Source organism: Rossellomorea vietnamensis, from assembly GCF_025398035.1.
Taxonomy (GTDB): domain Bacteria; phylum Bacillota; class Bacilli; order Bacillales; family Bacillaceae_B; genus Rossellomorea; species Rossellomorea vietnamensis_B.
Map to the genome: position 1 here is coordinate 1502837 of NZ_CP104558.1, position 21545 is coordinate 1524381.

Genomic DNA, 21545 nt, shown 5'->3' on the forward strand with positions numbered 1-21545 from the left:
AAGCCCAGAAAAATTCATTACTATTGTAAATCTCACTCTACAACCAATAAAAAATAGAGAGGGAAATAACCTCTCTACCTTTTCCATATCAAATTTCCAGCAAGTCCTTCGTCACCCGCCTGATAATCTCCGGCAGGACGGAGAACGTATAGGGTTTATACACTCTTTCGGTCCATTGATGACCGTCTTTCCCGTAGACTCCTATATTAATGGAGGGGATGTTCAGCTTTCGGATCATGTCAATGGGCACCGGGTACAGGTGATCGATGAGGGGCAGATTCTTCTTGAACACTTCAATATCTTCATCTTCTTCGTGGAGGGAAAGAAAGCTGCCATCTGCGAGATAAGGGAAAAACCGTTTGATGACGAATTCTTCGCCTGTCTCATTTGAAATATCATCCAAGCAGGTTCCGAGCACCTCTCTCACCTTTTTGCCGTACTCATTTTCCTCATTCACAAAATTATGTGGTAAAAAAGGCGGAGCGAAGAATAGGATGACCCTTGGTGTCCTGTCGGGATCAAGATGCTGTAGGGCTTCCACCATTGTATAAGCAATCGTCCGTCTGTCCTCCCCTTCCATATCATGAAAGATTTTTTTCATGACGGGGTCCGGATCTATGCCCCTTTCTTTCAGCCAGAATATATACTCCCTTAACGTAAGGACTTCCACTTCCCATGAAAATTCCCGTTCAGGGAATCCGTGATAGCTCCGGTACTGTTCGAACTGCCTTTTGCTTCGCTCTTCCATTTCACTTACTACCTTCAATGCGACCTTTTTCATATCGTACAGCACTTCCCGAGCCGTCCTTTCATATACAAAATAGTTGAAATACAGAGACGCACTGAGTGGGGTCTGAACATTATACGTATGCTTATCATCTTTAAAATAGAGACATGAAGGCGGCAGGGTGAACTCCCCGGGGATATCCTCGAGGTAATCAAGATTCTGATTGATTTCGAGATTGATCTTCGAAGCGATCACGGTTGGATCAATCGACGTCAGGACATCCCCTACATGCGCTTCTCTTCCATATATATAGAAACTTGGCAGCAGCTTCCCCGCTGCTCCCGTATAAATATACCGTTTACAATCCCCGTCATAAATAGGGGAAATGAAGTCTGTGTTGATTGCTGCTAAATAGTCCAAGCCTTCGTTTTTCAAGCGGTGGAGATCGCTTAAAGCCGCAATCATCCCGGCATGCTCACTTTCTTCATCCCCATTGAACAGGAAGAGTAAATTCCCATCCGGCTGTTTATCACCTGTATGAAATAAAAGGTTCGCTAAATGGACGGCGATCCCGCTCTGCATATCCAAGGAGCCCCTCCCGAACAGCCAGTTTCCTGAAAGAGCATCTTCCTTTACCTTTTCCTCCCCTTCATAATCCATGAAGAACTTCTGCAGGAAATCGGGATCATGGGCCATATCCTGGAGGGCACCATAATCATCGGTTCCCACCGTATCGTAATGAGCATGAAATACGACGGTTTTAGACGACGCCCCTTTTACGAAGGCAAAAACGTTCTTCCTTCCAATCGGATCATTTGGGACTTCCTGGAGCCAGACTCTTTCGGGATAATGCTTGAAATAAGGAAACGATGAGATCAACTTATATATAAAGAGGGCTTTCTCACTTTCGCCTGTTGTACCGTTATAACTTTTCAGAGCGATTAAGGATCGTGTGATGAGTTCGATCTGTTCAGAAGTTGACTTGTTTTTCAGTTGAGTATACATAGTACCGCCCCTTTCTTAAAGAAATATGAGCCTATGCGTGGTAAATCGTCCATTGCATGGGCATTATAGAAACTGATTCCTCTATAATTGATAACATCTTATCGAAAAAGGATGGGGTTTGGAAGGGGTTTCAAGATATTTTCTTAAAAATAATTCGGTCTTTTCTATTGAAATTCGTTCTAATACCGAATATTATAGAAGTTGTGTGTTTTTAATGTTCGTTTTTATTGGAGGTTTTACGATGTTTAAATTAAAGGAAAACGGTACAGATCCCAAAACGGAAATACTTGCCGGGATCACAACATTCCTGACGATGGTATACATAGTGGTGGTGAATCCCATCATCTTATCCGATGCGGGTGTCCCGTTTGATCAGGTATTCTTAGCAACCATCATATCGGCCGTAGCCGGAACGTTATGGATGGCATTGTTTGCAAATTATCCGATCGCCATTGCACCTGGTATGGGATTGAATGCTTATTTTACTTATTCAGTGGTAGGAGCACATGATGATATTTCATATATCGTTGCATTTTCTGCCGTTTTCGTGGCAGGGATCGTCTTCATCCTGCTCTCTTTAACACCCCTGCGAAAAAAATTGATCGAAGCCATTCCTCAAAATCTGAAGCACGGAATTACAGCAGGAATCGGTTTATTCATTGCTTTTATCGGTTTGCGTCTGACTGGATTGATCCAGGCACATCCGACAAATTTAGTACAGCTTGGGGATCTTCATTCCCATTCGGCTCTTCTTGCATTGACCGGATTGGCCGTAACACTGATCCTCATGGTCCTGAACGTCCATGGAGCCCTGTTCATCGGGATGATCGTGACTGGATTGATTGCGTACTTTACGGGAGACCTTTCCTTTAAGGAAGGATTCGTGGCCATTCCCCATCTTCCTGAAGGACTGATGGTAGCAAACCCGGTAACGGCTTTTGCCGACGTCTTCCAGTATGGATTATACGCGGTCGTCTTCTCATTCTTACTTGTCACCATCTTTGACACGACGGGAACGATGATCGGAGTGGCACAGCAGGCTGGCCTGATGAAAGGAAACACCCTTCCGAGGGCCCGCCAGGCACTTCTGGCCGATTCCATCGCGACAACGATCGGTGCGATGTTCGGGACGAGCCCGACATCCGCATATATCGAGTCTTCGGCTGGTGTTTCTGCCGGGGGAAGAACGGGATTGACCACCTTGACCGTATCGATCCTGTTTATCGCTTCCGCCTTTTTCGGGCCACTGGTCAGTTCCGTCTCAGGGATCTCTGCCATTACGGCTCCTGCCCTGATCATCGTGGGCAGCCTGATGATGGGAAGCATCTCCCAAATTAAATGGGATCAGTTGGATGAAGCCTTTCCTGCATTCCTCATCATCCTGAGCATGCCTTTAACATCCAGCATTGCAACGGGGATCGCATTGGGATTCATTTCTTATCCCTTACTGAAAGTAGTGAAAGGACAATGGAAACAAGTACATCCACTTGTTTATATCTTTGCTGTCCTGTTCTTCTATCAGCTCGCGTTCCTGCCTCATTGATTCAAATAGAGACTCGAAAGACCGTTCACAGTGAACGGTCTTTTTTGAATGAGCTGCGATTATATTCTTTTTACACTCTCGAGATTTCTATCATGGAATGCTAAACAATATACATCCGGCATCTCAAGTTCTCTCCAGAATTCCACTCCATATCTCGCGTCAAAATAATTCATGATCAGGACCATAATATTTCCGTGGGTTCCAATGACCACGTTTTTACCAGTATATTCTTCCAATATTTTAAATATCCCCTCCACACCCCTCTTTTGAGCGGTAAGATTCGACTCTCCGCCTTCCAGTGTAAGGGAAGGATCAGCCCAAACCGATGAAATGGCTTCCTGAAAGTTTTCGACAGGCACCGAGGATAGTGTGCGCTCTCTCATCTCTTCCACCAATGTGATTTCCTGATTGATATGCCCGGCTATTCCTTCTACCGTTTCCACGGCTCTTTTGTAGGGACTGGAACAAATCACATCAATCCCTTCCTCCTTCAATCGTTCCGTCACATTAAGAGCATCCTTTCTTCCCTTTTCAGACAGGGGCCTCGTTAACTCTTCCGGCGTATAAATCGAGTGGGCATGCCTGACCAGATATAATTTAGTCACGATCATATCCATTCACTCCTTTCTCTTAGACAACAATAAATAGGGCCGCCCGTTTGAACAGCCCCTGACTATTCGATATGTACTGCTTAGAAATCATGTTCTTCCTTTTTTACTTTCCAAAAAGCCACGGGTGTATCTTCCATTTACTCAGGTATGAACTCCATTAACCAGGAATCATGGTACACCCCTTCATGAAGCTCATGCTCCCGCAGAATTCTGGCTTTACTGTATCCACACTTCTCATAACAGCGGATCGCTCTCGTGTTCCACGTCATCGGATCCATCACGAGGCGGTGGACTCCCTCCTTCTGAAGCAAGTATTCCACCACAGCACGAATGAGCTGTGTCCCGACACCCTTATTCCAATAATCCGTCTCTCCGATGAATTGATCCGTCCCATAAATCACTTCATCCAGATTCGTATAGCCGTAGCGTATCATCGTCTCATGATCGAGCTGATAATATTGAAGATAACCGATTTCAATTCCTTCATATTCAACAAGACAACTCATGACACCCCTATCCGAGAAGAATTTCTCCTCCACCATCTCGGGGGTGAAAGGGCGATCCCTGCCTTCATAAAATTCCAGGACGACGGGATCCGATAACCACCTCGAGAGCGTGTACTTATCCCCATCCACTAACGGACGGACATTCAACTCCCCAATCACGACATTCATACATACAACACCTCCATAAACAAACCTCTTCCTATATACATTCATCACAACCACTTAAAAACCCTTCTTTTAGAGGGACGGACCTTGATTCCTAGGACCAGGTCCTAGGAATCAAGGTCCGTCCCTCTCCAGTAACTTTGACATATTTGTGAATCATTTCACAATAAATGTATGATAGGATGTATTTATTAATAGAATATCAGTGAGAAACGTGTTATGATTTTTTGTGAAATACTTCACAAAATCTACAGATTCAATCTACTCTTCCCCTCTAACCATCGGGGATGGATGTTACCAATCGCTAGGACAAATCATGAAAGAATAGGTGATGACGTATGACAATCAAATGCACAAACAAAGTAGCTCTAATCGGTACAGGATTTGTCGGTTCCAGTTATGCCTTCGCTCTTCTCAATCAAGGAATCGCCCATGAGCTTGTGATGATCGACTTGAATAAGGAGAAAGCCGACGGAGATGCAAGGGATTTAAATCACGGTCTTGCTTTTGCTTCCCCCATGAAGATTTCAGCCGGGGATTATCGTGATTGTAGAGACGCTGATTTGGTCGTCATAACGGCCGGAGCCAATCAGGCCCCCGGTGAAACCAGATTGGACCTTGTAGAGAAAAATGTGAAGATCTTCAAAAACATCGTAGACTCCGTCATGGAAAGTGGTTTCAACGGAATCTTCCTTGTCGCCACCAACCCTGTCGACATCTTAACCTATGCCACGTGGAAATTCTCCGGCATGCCGAAAGAGAGAGTCATCGGCTCAGGGACGATACTCGATACAGCCAGGCTCCGCTACCTGGTCGGTCAGCACTTCGATATCGATACACGAAATATCCACGCCTATATCATGGGGGAACATGGCGACACAGAGTTCCCGGTATGGAGCCATACGACAGTTGGTGCAAGTCAGTTGAATGAACTGATTGATATGGACAAGGAGAACGTACAGAAAGACCTCGATGACATTTTTGTCAATGTAAGGGACGCAGCCTATCACATCATCGAACGAAAAGGGGCAACATACTACGGAATCGCCATGGGACTTGCCCGGATCACCAAAGCCATCTTCAATAATGAAAACAGCATCCTGACCGTTTCCGCTCTCCTCGAAGGAGAATATCAGGAACAGGACATGTATATCGGTGTACCGGCCATCATCAACCGGGATGGAATCCGAAAAGTTGTCGAACTTCCCTTGAATGAAAAAGAAAAGGCCCAGTTCTCCCATTCTGCCCAAACGTTGAAAAACGTCATGAAAAAAGCGCTGGAATCTTGATCCGGCACCTTATCACAGCAGATTAGACACGCACGCCCACTCCCCCTCCTCATAAGATAAAGAGAATTCTTTATGAGGAGGTTCTTCTATGTACGATCACAGACAATTATTCCCCGGCTTGCCCGGCGGAGGATCCGGCAGCGGATTTCCTGGTTTTCCCGGGGGAGGACAGGGTTCCGGTGGGGGCTTCCCCGGTATTCCCGGGTTTCCAGGCGGCGGCGGGGGTTCAGGCAGCGGTGGTTTCCCAGGCATTCCCGGTTTTCCCGGTGGAGGACAAGGAGCACCAAGCTCACCACCCCCTACAGGCGGGCAGGGCGGACAAAACCAACCACCACCCGGTCCACCACCGAACTTCCAACCGCAAAAAACCGCACTTCAAGGAACGCAAGGAGGGCCGAGCACCTTCGCAGTCGACCCGGGTGCCATCAGAAGATGCTTATTCCGATATACCTATATATGGTTAAGAAGAGATGCTTTCTGGTTCTACCCGGTGTTTGTCGGGCGCCGTTCCATTGCCGGATGGAGATGGATCGGATTCACATGGGTGTACTTCGGCATCGATTTGGATAAAATAGAATCCTTTACATGCGTGTAGGTGCCGCCATGCACTCCTACCCGTACTACCGAACCAATCAATCAAATGGCATCATAACCGTGAGCGGGGAACATACTTTGTATGTCGACCCGGATCAAGCCATCGTATCGATAGGCATTGTTACGAATGATAAAGAGCTTGAAGTTGCCCAAAACGAGAACAAGCAACTTTCCAACCGGGTCGTTCAATCCCTTTTAAATAACGGAGTCCGCCGACAGGATATCCAGACGTCCACCTATCAAGTACTTCCACAGTATCAATTCGAAGATGGAAAACAAACGTTCACCGGTTATGAAGTTCGACAAGTATTCAGGGTCACTGTTAAGTCGATCGAAAAAGTCGGGAAGATCATTGATGATGCTCTAAAGAGCGGGGCCAATCGTGTGGAAAACATTCAGTTCATTCAGTCTAACCCCATCGAATCCTACCAGCAGGCTCTCGCCCTAGCCTATCAAGAGGCATACCAAAAGGCCCTCACATTATCCGGCCAATCAAATCAACAGCTTAATCCACAGCCCAAATCCATTACGGAACAATCACGGCCCTCAGCCGTTCCCTTCATGAACACCGCCTATTTAAAGGCAGCCGACGAAAGTACGGCCGTTCAGCCGGGTCAAATCGCCGTCACAGCCATCATCACAGTAGAATTCAGGACCCATTAAAAAAACTGCCAAAGTAGATGACTACTGAGGCAGTTTTTTTCTGGCATCCACTTTCCATCACTCTTACAAAATACCGCCTACCGACCTCTCTTCAAATCCCCATCACTCACATAGGCAGCCACTTTCTCTGCAGAAATGGAGACTTCATCATCACTCAACATCCGGACGCCCTGCTCGGCATATGCAGGCAGGAAGGTCATCCCCGTAAGGTTAGCCATGGCCTGTAATGGCTTCAGCAATTCACTCATGGAATAATGATTATACCCTCCTGATTGGTAAGCCCCGGCAGGTCCGCCTGTTGAAGTGACAACCAGGAATTCCTTTCCATGCAGCTTCGTCCCTTCCGAACCGTATGCCCAACCATATTGAAGCACTTGATCCTGCCATTCTTTTAAAATGGCGGGAGTGCTGTACCAGTAGAATGGAAATTGAAATACGACCCGGTCGTGGGCCAGCAGAAGATGTTGTTCTCTTTCTACATCGATTTTCATATCAGGATATTCTTTATATAAATGATGGACCGTGACGTTCTCTTCCTTCTCCAGTCGGTCTGCCCACGCTTTGTTCATTCTGGATTCTTCTATGGTTGGATGTCCAACCAGCACTAATGTCTTCATATTCTCTCACTCCTTATTTGTATGTACAAATAATAACACAATTTCATTTGTACATACAAATATTATCTTAAAAATTTTTATTTTTTATTTTTCCTATTACATTTTCAGGAACTCAATCAGCTATTCACCAAGGGACTTCGATTTGCGCCCGCAGGCTTCCATAGCCGATAATACAGCCCCCTTAAACTGGTGTTTCTCTAAAGCCGCCACTGCTTCGATGGTCGCGCCTCCGGGTGAACAGACGGCATCCTTCAGCTCTCCGGGATGGGTGCCGGTTTCAAGGACCATTTTAGCAGCCCCAAGCACTGCCTGTGATGCCAGCTGATAGGCAAGACTCCTCGGGATTCCCTGGAGGACCGCTCCATCGGCGAGTGCTTCGATGAACATAAACACGTAGGCAGGAGAGGATCCGCTCACAGCCGGTATCGCATCCATCAAGCTTTCCTCGATTTTTTCCGCTTTTCCGAAGCTTTCAAGGATTGCCTGTACATGTCCCAAATCGCTATCTGTGATTTTTTCATTCACACAATATGCCGTCATTCCTTCCCCCACAAGACTCGGAGTATTCGGCATCGTCCGGACGATTTTGGCAGAAGGGGAAATCTGCTCTTCCATCCATTCAATCGTGATTCCAGCCGCAATCGTAATGATGATGCTCTCTTTTTTCAAGGAATCTTTGATGGATTCGATCAGTTCCTTGTATTGATCCGGTTTCACCGCAAGGAATACAATATCTGAAAAGGCAGCTACATCCAGATTGTCATCCGTCGCCTTCACTCCAAATTTCTCTCTGACCATATTCAGGGTTTCTTGAGTCCTGGCACTTGCACGAACAGATTGTCTGCCCACCAGCCCGGACTTCAATATCCCTCCCATGATGGCCTGCGCCATATTTCCGCATCCAATGAATCCAATGGTTTTATCCATTTCTTTCACCTCTCGTTTGTATGTAAACAGTCTTTAGCATCATACCAAACTTTTCCCCTTAATAACATGTTTCATGCATTTCACAAAAAAAGCTCAGAGGAATACTCCTCCAAGCCACTCGATCATTCCACCAGCTTCCCACAGTGGGGGCACAGGGATTTAGAATAACCCTTTGGAATCTTTTTATGACAATGACTGCACGTTTTCACATACACAGGCTGATCGAACAGGTCTTCCGACATGCCGTATCCACTCTTGAAGGTCACCCTCATCACCCTGACCAATAAGCCGATGATGATGCCCGTGATCAGTAATGCCCAGATCATTTTGTACGCACTTCAGTAAGGATCTTGTCATAGTCCAACTCCACAATCGGTTCATCGCGGTGTAATCGTTCCCTGATTTGAGTCAACAACGACTGCTCCCTTTCCGACAAATTCTCAAGATCCCATTTTTTATGAAAGATTGTGTACAGCGTCAGATCCCTGAGAAGCAGGAAATGAGGGATGCGCTTCACCCATTCGTCCCCGATTTCACACTCCGCCACATACCCTTGAAGAAACGCGATGAGAAATCTTTCCCCGAACCTGCTCCGGATTTCCAGCGTCTCATTCCGGAACTTCCACCATACCGAATAATAAAGGGGGATGGCCACATCACTTACAAAAAAGAATTGCATGCTATCATCAAAGTCGAACACATGGAGATCTCCATCATGATAAAAGAAGTTACCCGGATGGATGTCTGAATGAATGAGGCCGAACGAATCCTGTGTCTCTTTAAAGCCCCGGATGTTTTCCTTATTTAGACGGCCTTTTTCGATGATATCCCTGTCTTCAACAGATGATAAATAGTTGTCGTAATCCAGCACATCATCCTGATCCCAGCGCTCACGCTTGTTTTCATCCTGCACGTAGCCCTTCGTTACCCGGTGCATATGACCGGTGAGTTTTCCCCACTTATAAAAAAGGTCATCATCAAATAAAGGATCATCCATCATAACGGGTTTCCCGGGAGCTTTGTCAAATAAACAGACAAAGAAATGTGTATCCCCCGTCTCCAGGACTTCAACCAGATTTCCTGTTTCTGAATCATTCACGAGTGAAACGTTCATCCCATGTTTATGTAAGTAATTGATCCATTGCAGCTCAGCTTCCACTTCCCCTTTGGAACGATGGGAACTGTGAGTCAGGCGGAGGATATAAGGAACTTCTCCCTTGTGCACCTCATACACATAGTTTTCGAAATCACCAAGCTTTTTCGCATGACTTGTACCGCAGCCGAAACGTGAAGCTGCATCCATTAGTACATCCCCTGTAAATAATTCTTCAATCCACTTTTCCATCTTTTATCTCCTAGTCTATGACCTGTTGATTTTTTCTTAGAAGGGCTACATGATAAGGAAATAGTTCGGCTGTCATGATACCCTCGGCCACAGTGGGGTCTTCTTTCATGAATGCCCTTGCCTGCTCCTCGTCATCTGCTTCAAACACTACGATTCCAAAGGCATTTTCCTCTTCATTTAATGTTCTGCCTGCAAGGATCACTTTCCCATTGTCCGTCCATTCTTTCAACCGATCGAAATGACGTTGTACGATTTCTTCATCCCCGGCCGTCCAATTCGCTTCTTGATACAAGCGTGGGATCAACTTTAATACATAAATAAATTCCATTTCTATCTCTCCCTTCACCATGACATATACGACCTGCTCCGTCCATAATCCTTTATTCAGGAATCAAAAAGACCGCTTGAGTTTGAGTCAAGCGGCACTAAAGGGGTCAGTTTTCCTTCATCCAATCGTCCATCACCTGTATGATTTCATCCTGCTGCTCCCACACGGAAATACTCGCTTCCTTGTCTCCCTTTTGTGGACCGTACACTCCGAATCCGGCATGGTTACCTCCGTCAATCTTATGGAAGGCCGCTTTAGACGGCAGGAGCTTCTTACTGTTTTCAACGTCATCGCCTGTGGTAAGACCGTCGTTCTCGGCATAGATGCTCAGGACCGGCATATCACTCTTGGAGAAATCCGCTGAATTTGTTGGATAGGACGCCAGGAATATGAGACCTTTCACATCATCTTGATGATCATAGGTATACGATGCAGCAGCCACTCCTCCCAACGAATGACCTGACAAATACCAATCAAGGTTTTTATCGACATCACTGATGATCTTTTCAGCTTCATTAATGCCGAGAAAAGCGATATGAAGTGGCATCTTGGGGATGACGACGGTGTATCCTTTATCAGATAGAGACTTACCAATATACCCATAAGCCTCCACTTCCACCTTTGCTCCCGGATATAGGATGACGCCTTTCCCATTTGAATCTTCACTTTTAAAAATAAGCCAGTCATTGTTTTCCTCTATCATTGGGTCATCTTCTATATGGATTGTCTTCGTCAATTTCTCCGTAGCTGAATACGTTTGTTCTGACCAGATGTAGAATCCAAGAAAACCTACAACAATCACCGCCAGAAGAAAAAGCCCGGCCCATTTTAATATCTTTTTCATTGGCCCCCGCCCTTTCATAAATATCATTTCCGAATCGTCAAGTCCGATCTGCCGGAAATACCAGTCCGATCTGCTTTCTGGCGTTATCCATCACCCTGGAGCTGATTAATGAATTCTCGTAAGAATTAATGGGAGATTCGTATTCCCCGCCTTTTTTGATGATGGAAACAAATTCATTTATTTCGTAATACATGTACGGAACGTCCTCTTTTTGAGTATAAACACTTTTTTCTCCATTATGATAATAAAACGTCAGTGTACTGAAATCACCTATTTGATCGATGGTGACTGTTCCTTCCTCTCCTTGGATTTCAGTCGGGATGTGCGTATTTGAAATCTTCGAGAAAGTGGACACCACTTCCATTTCATCATATTTCATGATGACTGTGCCTGAACCATCGACACCTGAATCCAGCATGGTGCCAGTTGCCTTTATTTCCTTCGGCTCTCCGAATAGAACAACCATGGGATAAATGCAATAAACACCCAAGTCCATCAGGGCACCATTGGAAAAAGCGGGATTGAATGCATTCAGGACCGTCCCATCTTTGTACGCGTCGTATCGGGAAGAATACTTACAGCAGCTGACATTGACTTTCCGAATGGTCCCGATGCTGTGCAGCTTCTCTCTAAGCACCTGGAAATTGGGCAGGAATGTGGTCCTGACCGCTTCCATGAGTAAGGCATCGTTCTCCTTCGCAGCAGCAACCATCTCTTGAACTTCCCTTTCATTCGAAGCCAATGGCTTCTCACATAATACGTGAATGCCTTTATTTAAAAAGGTGATGGCCTGACTGCAGTGAAAGGAATTGGGACTGGCTATGTACACCGCATCGATAAGATCTGTACTCGCCATCTCTTCTATATCCGTGAACCAGTCCCTGATTCCATGGGTTTCAGCGAATGCCTTTGCCCTGTCTTCGGTCCTTGAGTAAACCGCTTGTAATTGAAAGTCATCCACGCTTTCTGATGCTTGTATAAAACGGTCAGTGATCCAGTTGGTTCCGATGATTCCGAATCTAATCATATATGATCTCTCCTTCTTTCATTCATGTTTATTCTAGTATAGAATGCTAAGTAAAACGATGATTAAATTGGAAAGGGGCAATAGAGTGGACAGCCTGGCAAAGAAATGGGCCGGTGAAAAAGCGGCAGAATATATACAGGACGGAATGACGATCGGTTTAGGTACCGGTTCAACCGTTTATTGGACGATTCTTAAATTGGGGGAGCTTATCTCTCAAGGATTACAAATCAAGGCCATCCCATCTTCAGTGGAAACAGAGCGCCTGGCAAAAAAAGCCGGTATTCCATTAACCACCTTCTCTGAAGTGAACATGTTGGACCTTTCGATTGATGGCGCCGATGAAGTGGATGCCATGTTCAACTTAATAAAAGGGGGAGGTGGAGCATTGGTGAGGGAGAAGTTCATTGATACGTTCACCCGCAAGTTCATCGTTGTCGTGGACGAGTCCAAATTGGTCTCAAAGCTCGGCTCCTTTCCACTCCCTGTCGAGATCATCCCCTTCGGATGGAAAGTGACATGCCGATCACTCGCTGAATTAGGGTGCACGCCTGTTTTAAGAAAAAGAAATGATGAACGATTTATATCCGATAACGGAAACTATATCGTGGATTGTCATTTCACAGGCATCGATGCCCCTGCCTCCCTTCACTCCCGTTTAAAACAACTATTAGGTGTCGTGGAAACAGGTCTTTTCATTGACGTGACCGACCTGGTGATTGTCGGGAAACCGGATGGCGTGGAAGTTGTCTCACCAACGAAGAATCTGCCATGATGGCCCTCAGCACAAAAGCCAACCTTATTGGTTGGCTTTTTGGAATTCCATGTCTTTTTCCTTCATCAAGTACTGAAGTGCTGTCCGGAATGTCAGGAAGGTCTTGATCCCTTGAAGCTCCCTCACTCCTGAATTGATCATGATTTGAGTAAGAGAAGGGGTGAATCCGACAAAAAGAGTTTCGATTCCCATTAACCCGATGGCCTTTGCCATGTTATCAATATACGTGCCGAAAATATCGATTTCACCGATCTCTTTCTCTGATATCGCTGAGAAATCGACAATGATAGTGTTAATGTCCTCTCCATAAGAAACGTCCAATATCTTTGTGATGATCCTCTGAAAGCGTTCAGGACTGAGCCTCCCCGTAATGGGGATCAGGATGGTTTCAGGGATGATGGATGGAATAATCGGTGCTGAAATCTCCATGATGAGCTGCTCTGATTGAACCAGCTGTTCTTTCAATTCTTTTATTTCCTGCTTTAGCTGCTTAATTTCTTGACTTTCACTTGTCATGACAACCCTCACCGCTTATAGAATGTTTTTAAAGTACCTTTCTCTATTCTAGCACTTTAGATACAGAATAACCTAATGATTTCATATGTAACGAGATAAATAGATGACAATGAAAAACCAGCCTCGTCGGCTGGTTTTTCTCACGCGAATGCCTTTTCCTGCTCCTTGTGGAAGAAACTCTTCATGGCATGGAATACATCGGCTTTTTGTTTAAGAATGTAGTAGCGGAAATCGTCGTTTTTAATATTTTTATAGGCTGACATCAATGTGGAGTGACGATTATACTGATTCACTTCCCCATATCCGAACATGCTGGACACTTTCATTAATTCTTCGACAAGCTTGACACACCGCACATTATCACTCGTCAGGTTATCCCCGTCGGAGAAATGGAAAGGGTAAATATTGTAACGGCTTGGAGCATACTTTCCATCTATGAGCTCAAGGGCTTTTCGATAGGCTGATGAACAGATCGTACCTCCGCTTTCCCCTTTCGAGAAGAAGTGCTCTTCTGACACCACCTTGGCTTCGGTATGATGAGCGATGAATTCGATTTCCACGGTTTCATATTTCGTGCGCAGGAATCGGGTCATCCAGAAGAAGAAGCTTCTTGCCATATACTTCTCCCACACTCCCATACTGCCGCTCGTATCCATCATCGCGAGTACAACGGCTTTGGATTCGGGCTTTAATACTTCGTTCCACGTCCTGAATTTCAGATCCTCTGTAAAGATCGGATGAAAGCTTGGTGCTCCTTTCATGGCATTTCGTTTGAAGGCAGACATCATCGTCTTCTTTTTATCTATATTCCCCATTAGGCCGGTTTTACGGATATCATTGAATTCAATATGCTCGACGGTTTGGACATCCTGCTCTTTCTTCTTCAGGTTCGGAAGCTCCAATTGGCTGAATAAGGCTTCTTCAATTTCAAGCATCGATACTTCTGCTTCATAATAATCTTCACCGGCTTTATCCCCGGCCCCTTGACCTTTTCCTGGACCCTGCTGTTGTTGTGAGCCGTCCCTTGCAATGACGTCCCCTACCTGGCTTTCACCGTCTCCCTGCCCGACGTGTTTATTCTTATCATAGTTGTAACGGATTTTATATTCATCTAACGAACGAATCGGGATTTTGACGACGTCTCGGCCATTGGACATGACAATGTTTTCTTCTGTGATCAAGTCTGGTAAATTATTGCGGATGGCATCCTGTACTTTCTCTTGATGTCTCTGCTGATCATCGTGACCTTTGCGGTGGAGGGCCCAATCTTCCTTGGAAATGACAAACTGATGATTATCCATTTGACTCAAATTATTCCCCTCCTTAATTTTTTTCACATTTTTTCATTTTCCTGCATACACTATGTTGACTGTCTAAACTGCACGTATCCCATGAAGTGAAACGGGGATTACTCTATCCTATGCAGAAGTATTGATAAATTTACAAATAATTTCGACAATTAACCGTTCTTTTCTAATTGGACGAGCCTATTTTTCTGACAGGTTGTAATGCCTGTCCCGGATCGATCGGATTCCAAAAAAAATAATCAGGCACTTTCACCTGATTAAGCTTCCTCTTCATATTGAGCCGGGTCTGAAACTCGATTGTTCAACTTTAATTCGCCACTGGAACGTAATTTCTCCATTTGCTTTCCCAGTTTAATGACTTCCTCCATATTGGAGGCCATGCTTCCATTGAGAGGTTCCGCTTCTTCCCGGGATTTCGGTGTAAACGACATCCTATCAACCCACCTTCATTTGATAATGGGTCCGGCTCTCTATCTATAGATTATGGTATTCAGAGTTTTCTGTCAACTATTCCTTGTCTTTCTCTTTATACTGAACAGGATCGGGCTGCTTTTTATCCTCTTTCAATTCTTCATTCGTCCTGAGCTTATCCATCTGTTTCCCCAATTGCTCCATTTCTTCCATATCATGCGCCATTGAGCCGTTTTCCGGTTCATAATTTTTATCTAATTCGTGTTTGCTTTTACTCATATTTCTTCACCTCTTGGATACTACTTTTCCCTTTAGATGAGAGATTTAAACAATCCAGAAAAAATCGGAAGATGCCGAAGCACCTCCCGACTGTTCTTCTATTAACGGTTTAACAGACTGCCTACATAACGCAGTAATTCGTTGGCGGATGTTGAGTTGTAGCCATGTTCGTCGATGAGGCGGGCAACCACTTCGTTGACCTTCTTCAGCTGCTGTTCATCTGGCGTTTTGGATGATGTCGTGATCTTTACGACATCCTTCAAGTCAGCGAATAGCTTCTTCTGAATGGCTTCTCTCAGGCGATCATGTGAATTGTAGTCGAATCGCTTCCCTTTACGGGCATAAGCAGAGATACGGATCAGGATTTCTTCACGGAATGCCTTCTTCGCATTTTCAGAGATTCCGATCTGCTCCTCGATGGAACGCATCAGCTTTTCATCCGGATTGATTTCTTCACCCGTTAACGGGTCATGAAGCTTTGCTTTGTTGCAGTAGGCTTCAACATTATCAAGATAGTTATCCATAAGCGTTTTGGCAGACTCTTCATACGAGTACACAAAGGCTTTCTGCACTTCTTTCTTGGCAATATCATCATACTCTTTCCGGGCAAGGGAGATAAAATTTAGATATTTTTCCCGAAGCTCATTGGTGATCGATGGATGTTGGTCCAGACCTTCCTTCAAAGCCCGGAGAACATCCAACGCGTTAATGGTCGGTACTTCTTTTCGAATAATCGTAGAAGAGATACGGTTGATCACATAACGCGGATCGATACCGCTCATTCCTTCATCCTGATATTCCTTTTTCATTTCGTCCACGTCAGCGGAGTTAAACCCTTCTACATTTTCGCCGTCGTACAGGCGCATCTTTTTGATCAAATCGATGTCACCGCGCTTCGGTTCCTTCAGTCGTGTGAGGATCGTGAACATCGCTGCGACCCTTAATGTATGAGGAGCCACATGGACGTTCGAAACATCGCTTTCGTTGATCATTTTTTCATAAATCTTCTCTTCCTGGGTGACCTTCAAATTATACGGGACCGGCATGACGATGATACGTGAATGCAGGGCTTCATTCTTTTTATTCGAAATGAAGGATCGGTACTCGGTTTCATTCGTGTGAGCCACAATCAGCTCGTCGGCAGAAATCAGGGCAAACCGGCCTGCTTTGAAGTTCCCTTCCTGGGTAAGAGATAATAAGTGCCATAAGAACTTTTCATCACATTTGAGCATTTCCTGGAATTCCATCAAACCACGGTTCGCTTTATTTAATTCCCCATCAAACCGGTACGCACGCGGATCGGATTCTGAACCGAATTCTGCAATCGTCGAGAAATCGATGCTTCCTGTTAAATCGGCGATATCCTGTGACTTTGGATCAGATGGACTGAATGTACCAATTCCAACACGTTTATCTTCAGAGAAGAAGACTCTTTCCACTTGGACGTCTTCAATGCGGCCCTGGTATTCTTTCTCCAGACGCATTGTATTCAACGGAGAGAGATTTCCTTCAATTCGGATGCCATACTCTTCATAGAAATCTTCACGTAAATGCTGAGGGATCAAATGCAGCGGGTCTTCATGCATCGGACAGCCTTTAATGGAGAATACTCCTCCTCTTTCAGTCCGTGAATACTGCTCGAGTCCCCGTTTCAACATGGAAACGAGTGTCGATTTCCCTCCACTTACAGGACCCATCAATAATAAGATCCTCTTTCTCACGTCTAATCGTTTCGCAGCAGGATGAAAGTATTCTTCAACGAGTCTTTCCAACGCCTCTTCTAAGCCAAATAATTGATTGCTGAAGAATTTATACTTCCGTTTCCCCTCGACCTCCTCGACTCCGGCATCTTTAATCATATTAAAGACTCTTGAATGAGCAGACTGCCCGATCCAAGGCTTCTCTTTCAGCAGGTCTAAATACTGAGCAAACGTCCCTTCCCATTTCAGTTTCTCTTCTTCTTCTCGGTAATGTTCAATTCTTTTTAAAATATCCATAAGGACCTCCCCCTGTCGCTTAATGAGAGACGATTAATATACTCTATGCGCTTGTTCACCCGAACATGTTAATAAGATATTTTAATTCAAGACAAACGGTCGATATTCGCTTCATTCATTGGAATAGAGACATAAATATGAAACGCTTTCTCTTTCGACCTTCAAACTTTCACAAAACAGCAAAAAAAATCCAACTTTCGTTCACATCAATTTGAAAATAGGCTATACTAAAGACAGACTGTGGAATAAGTAAACTGGGAGGTTGCAAAAACATGGGTACTGTCATGATCGTAGGTGTATCTTTAACGTTCTTAGTAGCGATTTTCACTGCTGGATATAACGATAAACCGGGTTCAAACTAAAGCGGAGGCGGCTCGTTCAGAGGCGACAAGCATAAGGTGAACCTGCTGGAAAGGCGCTCTTTGCCTTTTTGGCAGGTTTAACTTATGACCTCGAGCCTCTAGCCGCCGGAGCTGGATGTAACTAAAACTAAAACGAAAAAGAACTGACCATATGGCCAGTTCTTTTTCATTTCTCCGGTTGAATGTCTCATCTCTTATTAAAGCCTTTCTTCTCCACGAATTCCTTCATGTACATCCGCTTCTTACCAGACAGCATCTTTGCCATTTGCGCGGTCCAGCGATCCGATCGTTTCCCTGCGGTCCGGGCATGATAATAAGCTGAAATTGTTTCATCGTAGCGGTCGAGCCCTTCCTTTATGGAGGTCTCATCCACATTGTATGAATCCTCATGATAAACCGATTCCAACGGCAGTCTCGGCTTCACATCCGAATGATGTTCAGGGATACCGACAGCAAGTCCGAATAAAGGGATGACCCGCTCCGGCAGCCCCAGCAGTTCACTCACTGATTCCAGATCATTTCTGATCCCTCCGATATAACAGATCCCAAGTCCCATTGATTCAGCAGCGATGGCTGCATTCTGTGCGGCCAGGGAAGCGTCAATGAGGGCCACCATGAATTTTTCCGTGCTTTCCAAAGAAGGAATGATGTCTGCTTCTTCCCAATCCCCTATTTTTTCATGGCGGAATAAATCAGCACAGAATACGAAGAAATGTCCGTTTGCTTCGACATAACCTTGATTCCCGGCAAGCTCAGCAAGCTTCTTCTTTTTCACGGGATCCTTCACGCCAATGATAGAATACGCCTGTATATAACTGGATGTACTCGCCGCTTGTGCACTGGAGACAATCGTATGGATCTGTTCTTCTGTCAGTGCTTCATTTTTAAATTCACGGATGGATCGATGTTTCAGGATGGTTTCGATGGTTTCATTCATTATGTAGTCTCTCCCTTCTCATTATCCTCTTAGTATAAGCTAAATAAAAAAAGGAATGAAAATCATTTGATTTTCATTCCTGCTTTTTTATAACAGTCCCGGATAATTTCGCTGCCTCAATGCTTCATAGATGAGAATAGCCGCTGTGTTGGAAAGGTTCAAGGAGCGGACGTTTTCATTCATAGGGATGCGGAGTGCCCGGTCCAGATTATTCTGGATGATGTCATCAGGAAGTCCCGATGTTTCCCTGCCGAAAATAAAGAAGTATTCTTTGTCTTCCACACTATAATCAAAGTTCGTGTGAGGGATTTTCCCGTACTTTGTTAAATAGAAAAATTCACCGCCGTCGTTTTTCTCGAAGAACTCTTCGAGGGAATCATAGTAAACAATGTTCACAAACTGCCAGTAATCAAGGCCGGCACGCTTTAACATTTTATCGTCCGTCGAGAATCCGAGTGGTCGGATCAGGTGCAGGGTTGTATCGGTCGCTGCACATGTTCTTGCGATATTCCCTGTGTTAGCAGGTATTTCTGGTTGATATAATACAACATGTACTCCCATGTCAATGTCACCTCATTCATAAAACTCTAAGTGACATTATACCATTTCTCCCCCATAGAACAAGACTTAACGGTCATCTACGATCGTAAAAAAACGATATTTCATATTAGGTGTATAGGCAGTGGAATCTTCGTATTTCCAATATCTCATCCGGCTATTGAAGGTATGGGCATTCACGAGGGGCTCTCCCGCGGCATCCTTTCCCGTCACGATGGTCGTATGATCAAAACGTCCGTCCCCTTCAAAGTCGTAGCAGATCACGTCCCCAAGCTTCAATTCTTTCGCATCATCCACAAGCCTGCCGCGAAGACCAATCGTCGAATTAGGGATATACCACCTTAAGGAATTCGCCACCGTCCAGCTGTAACTCCAGTTCTGATTCCGCATCCACCAGCCCTTCCCCTTGGTGGGATATCCACGCATGGGAGCATCCCCTGCATGAAGGCATTGCGAAATATAATTCGTGCAATCATTTTCGAACTTCTTGAATGCCGGGTTATAGCTGTTCCACCACCGCTCTGCATATTGAACGGCACTGAGTCGGTCATACCTGTACGTCACTCTTTCTTCTTCATGAGTAACGCCCTCCTCTTCTTCCACGCTCTCTTCACGTTGAATCTGGATTTCTCCATCTTCATACATTTTATCATTGTAGAAGACCGCCCTTCGATTCTCCACTTCCTCTTCCAAATAGAGCAGGGCCCCTTGCTTGATGAGATATTTATAATGAACATCATATAAAATGGTTTGAGTCTCATTGCTTTCTTGTGTAATGCGGAGGACCTTTCCGGTTGCATCCACCTTCACGATTTCTGCGTGGCGCTCCTCGCAAGATGCTTTTTTTCTTCTCACTTTGTCACTCTCGTAATCTGATTGACTGCGAGAAGTATATTCTTCGATTACATGATGGACTTTTTCCATTAACAGCTTTCGAATCATCGTCTCCCCTCCTCACTAATTGATATGCTCCACTCAAACCGTTCAAAACAAAAAAGGATAAACTCGAGGAGAATTGACGAGTTTATCCTTTGTACTGTATTAAATTAAGACCTTTTCGTATTTCATCCATGACTTCTTCATCCGTTTCAACCGCTTGCTGCATGAGAAGTGCTTTTTCCGCTGTTTCTCCGCCGATTTTCCCCAGGGCCCATGCGGAGGTTCCACGCATGACGGGCCTCACATCTTTTTCCATCACATGGATAAGGTCATCTACGGCCGTTTCATCTTTAAAGTGAGCGAGAGCAATGATGGCATTTCGCTGTATGGGCTTCTTTCCTCTCCAGGAACCCGATACATGACCGTATTTCTCTTTGAACTCACGGTTACTGATGGTTAATAGGGGCTTTAAGAGCGGCTTCGCGATTTCCGGATCCGGCTCCATCTCTTCATGAAAATGAAAGTCCATACCCTTATTTTCCGGACAAACGGTTTGACAGGTGTCACAACCGTACAGGCGATTTCCGAGCTTCACCCGGTACTCATCCGCAAGAAATCCCTTCGTTTGAGTTAAAAACGCAATGCATTTTTGGGAATCCAGCTGTCCGCCTTCCATGAGGGCCCCCGTCGGGCATACGTCCACACATTTATTGCATGTCCCGCACTGGTCCTCCATAGGTGTATCCGGTGCAAATGGAAGATTTGTCACCATTTCCCCCAAATACACATATGATCCGAATTCGGGTGTGATGATGGAACAATTTTTCCCGCTCCAGCCGATCCCTGCACGCTCCGCCACGGCCCGGTCCACAAGTTCCCCCGTATCCACCATGGATTTGAAACGCGCCTGTGGGACTCTGGAGACAATATACTCTTCAAGCTTTGAAAGACGATCCCTGAGCACATGGTGATAATCCGTCCCCCATGATGCCCTGCAGAAAATTCCCCGTCTCTCCCCACGCTTGCTTTGTGGCGCATTTTTCATCTTGGAAGGATAGGCAAGGGCAATCGCGATGATCGATTTCGGTTGATCAAATATCAAGGAAGGATCGACCCGCTTCTCAATATCCTTCTCCTCGAATCCGGATTGATACCCTAGCATCTCCTGACGAAGGAGCCGGTTCTTCATTTCAGAGAACGTATCGGCCGTGGTAAACCCGATCTTATCTATTCCAATCTCTTTACTGTACGTAATGATATCCTGTTTTAATTGATTTATATCCATTGCCCCTGCCTCCTTTCTGCATTTATTTAAATAAGCATTCGTGAAATAGCA

At 45.1% G+C, this 21545-nt stretch carries 24 protein-coding genes and 1 pseudogene; 5 read left to right on the forward strand and 20 right to left on the reverse strand.

Going from position 1 to position 21545, the window contains the following annotated elements; all coding sequences use genetic code 11:
* Positions 1 to 88 precede the first annotated feature (88 nt).
* A complete protein-coding gene (locus N5C46_RS07685) occupies positions 89 to 1732 on the reverse strand; it encodes a M20/M25/M40 family metallo-hydrolase (protein ID WP_261751556.1) in 1644 nt (547 codons plus the stop codon).
* A 241-nt stretch (positions 1733 to 1973) separates the two neighbouring features.
* Between N5C46_RS07685 and N5C46_RS07690 the strand changes: the two genes are divergently transcribed.
* Positions 1974 to 3275, forward strand: a complete 1302-nt coding sequence (locus tag N5C46_RS07690; protein WP_034760258.1) for an NCS2 family permease — start codon at positions 1974 to 1976, stop codon at positions 3273 to 3275.
* Between the two features lie 59 nt (positions 3276 to 3334).
* Here N5C46_RS07690 and N5C46_RS07695 read toward each other — a convergent pair whose 3' ends face one another.
* On the reverse strand, positions 3335 to 3880 hold the full coding sequence (locus tag N5C46_RS07695) for a histidine phosphatase family protein (protein WP_261752306.1): 546 nt from the start codon (positions 3878 to 3880) through the stop codon (positions 3335 to 3337).
* A gap of 143 nt (positions 3881 to 4023) precedes the next feature.
* Positions 4024 to 4560: a GNAT family N-acetyltransferase gene (locus N5C46_RS07700; RefSeq protein WP_261751557.1), complete on the reverse strand. Its 537-nt coding sequence runs from the start codon at positions 4558 to 4560 to the stop codon at positions 4024 to 4026.
* Between the two features lie 335 nt (positions 4561 to 4895).
* Between N5C46_RS07700 and N5C46_RS07705 the strand changes: the two genes are divergently transcribed.
* From N5C46_RS07705 to N5C46_RS07715, 3 genes are all read left to right on the forward strand, one after another.
* Positions 4896 to 5846 carry an L-lactate dehydrogenase gene (locus tag N5C46_RS07705; RefSeq protein ID WP_261751558.1) on the forward strand — a complete coding sequence of 317 codons (951 nt, stop codon included), beginning with the start codon at positions 4896 to 4898 and terminating at the stop codon, positions 5844 to 5846.
* Between the two features lie 88 nt (positions 5847 to 5934).
* The gene (locus tag N5C46_RS07710; RefSeq protein ID WP_261751559.1) at positions 5935 to 6441 is read left to right on the forward strand and encodes a hypothetical protein; all 507 of its coding nucleotides are present in this window, start codon (positions 5935 to 5937) and stop codon (positions 6439 to 6441) included.
* A complete protein-coding gene (locus tag N5C46_RS07715) occupies positions 6432 to 7103 on the forward strand; it encodes an SIMPL domain-containing protein (protein ID WP_261751560.1) in 672 nt (223 codons plus the stop codon). Before N5C46_RS07710 ends, N5C46_RS07715 begins: the two co-directional genes overlap by 10 nt.
* 77 nt (positions 7104 to 7180) lie before the next feature.
* Here the strand turns inward: N5C46_RS07715 and N5C46_RS07720 are convergent, their stop codons facing one another.
* The 7 genes from N5C46_RS07720 to N5C46_RS07750 form a co-directional block, all read right to left on the reverse strand.
* Positions 7181 to 7720: an NAD(P)H-dependent oxidoreductase gene (locus tag N5C46_RS07720; protein WP_261751561.1), complete on the reverse strand. Its 540-nt coding sequence runs from the start codon at positions 7718 to 7720 to the stop codon at positions 7181 to 7183.
* 120 nt (positions 7721 to 7840) lie between these two features.
* Entirely contained in the window at positions 7841 to 8647 is an 807-nt protein-coding gene (proC, locus tag N5C46_RS07725; protein WP_261751562.1) for a pyrroline-5-carboxylate reductase, read from the reverse strand.
* Positions 8648 to 8769: 122 nt separating this feature from the next.
* A complete protein-coding gene (locus tag N5C46_RS07730) occupies positions 8770 to 8973 on the reverse strand; it encodes a hypothetical protein (protein WP_261751563.1) in 204 nt (67 codons plus the stop codon).
* Positions 8970 to 9992: a phosphotransferase enzyme family protein gene (locus N5C46_RS07735; protein ID WP_261751564.1), complete on the reverse strand. Its 1023-nt coding sequence runs from the start codon at positions 9990 to 9992 to the stop codon at positions 8970 to 8972. Before N5C46_RS07735 ends, N5C46_RS07730 begins: the two co-directional genes overlap by 4 nt.
* Positions 9993 to 10002: 10 nt before the next feature.
* Positions 10003 to 10320: a YciI family protein gene (locus N5C46_RS07740; protein WP_261751565.1), complete on the reverse strand. Its 318-nt coding sequence runs from the start codon at positions 10318 to 10320 to the stop codon at positions 10003 to 10005.
* 106 nt (positions 10321 to 10426) lie between these two features.
* On the reverse strand, positions 10427 to 11164 hold the full coding sequence (locus N5C46_RS07745) for an alpha/beta hydrolase (protein WP_261751566.1): 738 nt from the start codon (positions 11162 to 11164) through the stop codon (positions 10427 to 10429).
* Positions 11165 to 11201: 37 nt separating this feature from the next.
* Entirely contained in the window at positions 11202 to 12191 is a 990-nt protein-coding gene (locus tag N5C46_RS07750) for a Gfo/Idh/MocA family protein (protein ID WP_261751567.1), read from the reverse strand.
* 85 nt (positions 12192 to 12276) lie between these two features.
* Here N5C46_RS07750 and rpiA point away from each other — a divergent pair, with 85 nt between their 5' ends.
* On the forward strand, positions 12277 to 12963 hold the full coding sequence (rpiA, locus tag N5C46_RS07755) for a ribose-5-phosphate isomerase RpiA (protein ID WP_272501230.1): 687 nt from the start codon (positions 12277 to 12279) through the stop codon (positions 12961 to 12963).
* A gap of 24 nt (positions 12964 to 12987) precedes the next feature.
* Here the strand turns inward: rpiA and N5C46_RS07760 are convergent, their stop codons facing one another.
* The 10 genes and pseudogenes from N5C46_RS07760 to queG all read right to left on the reverse strand — a co-directional run bounded on the left by N5C46_RS07760 (position 12988) and on the right by queG (position 21494).
* Positions 12988 to 13479 (reverse strand): STAS domain-containing protein, encoded by a 492-nt coding sequence (locus N5C46_RS07760; protein ID WP_261751569.1) that lies wholly within the window; start codon positions 13477 to 13479, stop codon positions 12988 to 12990.
* A gap of 140 nt (positions 13480 to 13619) precedes the next feature.
* Positions 13620 to 14780, reverse strand: a complete 1161-nt coding sequence (gene yhbH / locus N5C46_RS07765) for a sporulation protein YhbH (protein WP_371928753.1) — start codon at positions 14778 to 14780, stop codon at positions 13620 to 13622.
* Between the two features lie 263 nt (positions 14781 to 15043).
* Positions 15044 to 15217: a hypothetical protein gene (locus N5C46_RS07770; protein ID WP_098441226.1), complete on the reverse strand. Its 174-nt coding sequence runs from the start codon at positions 15215 to 15217 to the stop codon at positions 15044 to 15046.
* A gap of 76 nt (positions 15218 to 15293) precedes the next feature.
* The gene (locus N5C46_RS07775; RefSeq protein ID WP_224520610.1) at positions 15294 to 15476 is read right to left on the reverse strand and encodes a hypothetical protein; all 183 of its coding nucleotides are present in this window, start codon (positions 15474 to 15476) and stop codon (positions 15294 to 15296) included.
* 101 nt (positions 15477 to 15577) lie between these two features.
* A complete protein-coding gene (locus N5C46_RS07780) occupies positions 15578 to 17473 on the reverse strand; it encodes a PrkA family serine protein kinase (protein WP_034760298.1) in 1896 nt (631 codons plus the stop codon).
* 549 nt (positions 17474 to 18022) lie between these two features.
* Positions 18023 to 18772, reverse strand: a complete 750-nt coding sequence (gene nfsA / locus N5C46_RS07785; protein ID WP_261751570.1) for an oxygen-insensitive NADPH nitroreductase — start codon at positions 18770 to 18772, stop codon at positions 18023 to 18025.
* 87 nt (positions 18773 to 18859) lie between these two features.
* Positions 18860 to 19333, reverse strand: coding sequence for a tRNA (uridine(34)/cytosine(34)/5-carboxymethylaminomethyluridine(34)-2'-O)-methyltransferase TrmL (gene trmL, locus N5C46_RS07790; RefSeq protein ID WP_079534738.1), 474 nt, complete (start codon positions 19331 to 19333; stop codon positions 18860 to 18862).
* Positions 19334 to 19349: 16 nt separating this feature from the next.
* Positions 19350 to 19394: pseudogene (locus tag N5C46_RS23305) on the reverse strand (hypothetical protein); the annotation flags it as partial.
* A 5-nt stretch (positions 19395 to 19399) separates the two neighbouring features.
* Complete coding sequence (locus N5C46_RS07795; protein ID WP_420720455.1) at positions 19400 to 20269, reverse strand: amidase domain-containing protein; 870 nt, start codon at positions 20267 to 20269, stop codon at positions 19400 to 19402.
* Between the two features lie 85 nt (positions 20270 to 20354).
* Positions 20355 to 21494 (reverse strand): tRNA epoxyqueuosine(34) reductase QueG, encoded by a 1140-nt coding sequence (gene queG, locus N5C46_RS07800; RefSeq protein WP_261751572.1) that lies wholly within the window; start codon positions 21492 to 21494, stop codon positions 20355 to 20357.
* Between the last annotated feature and the right edge of the window lie 51 nt (positions 21495 to 21545).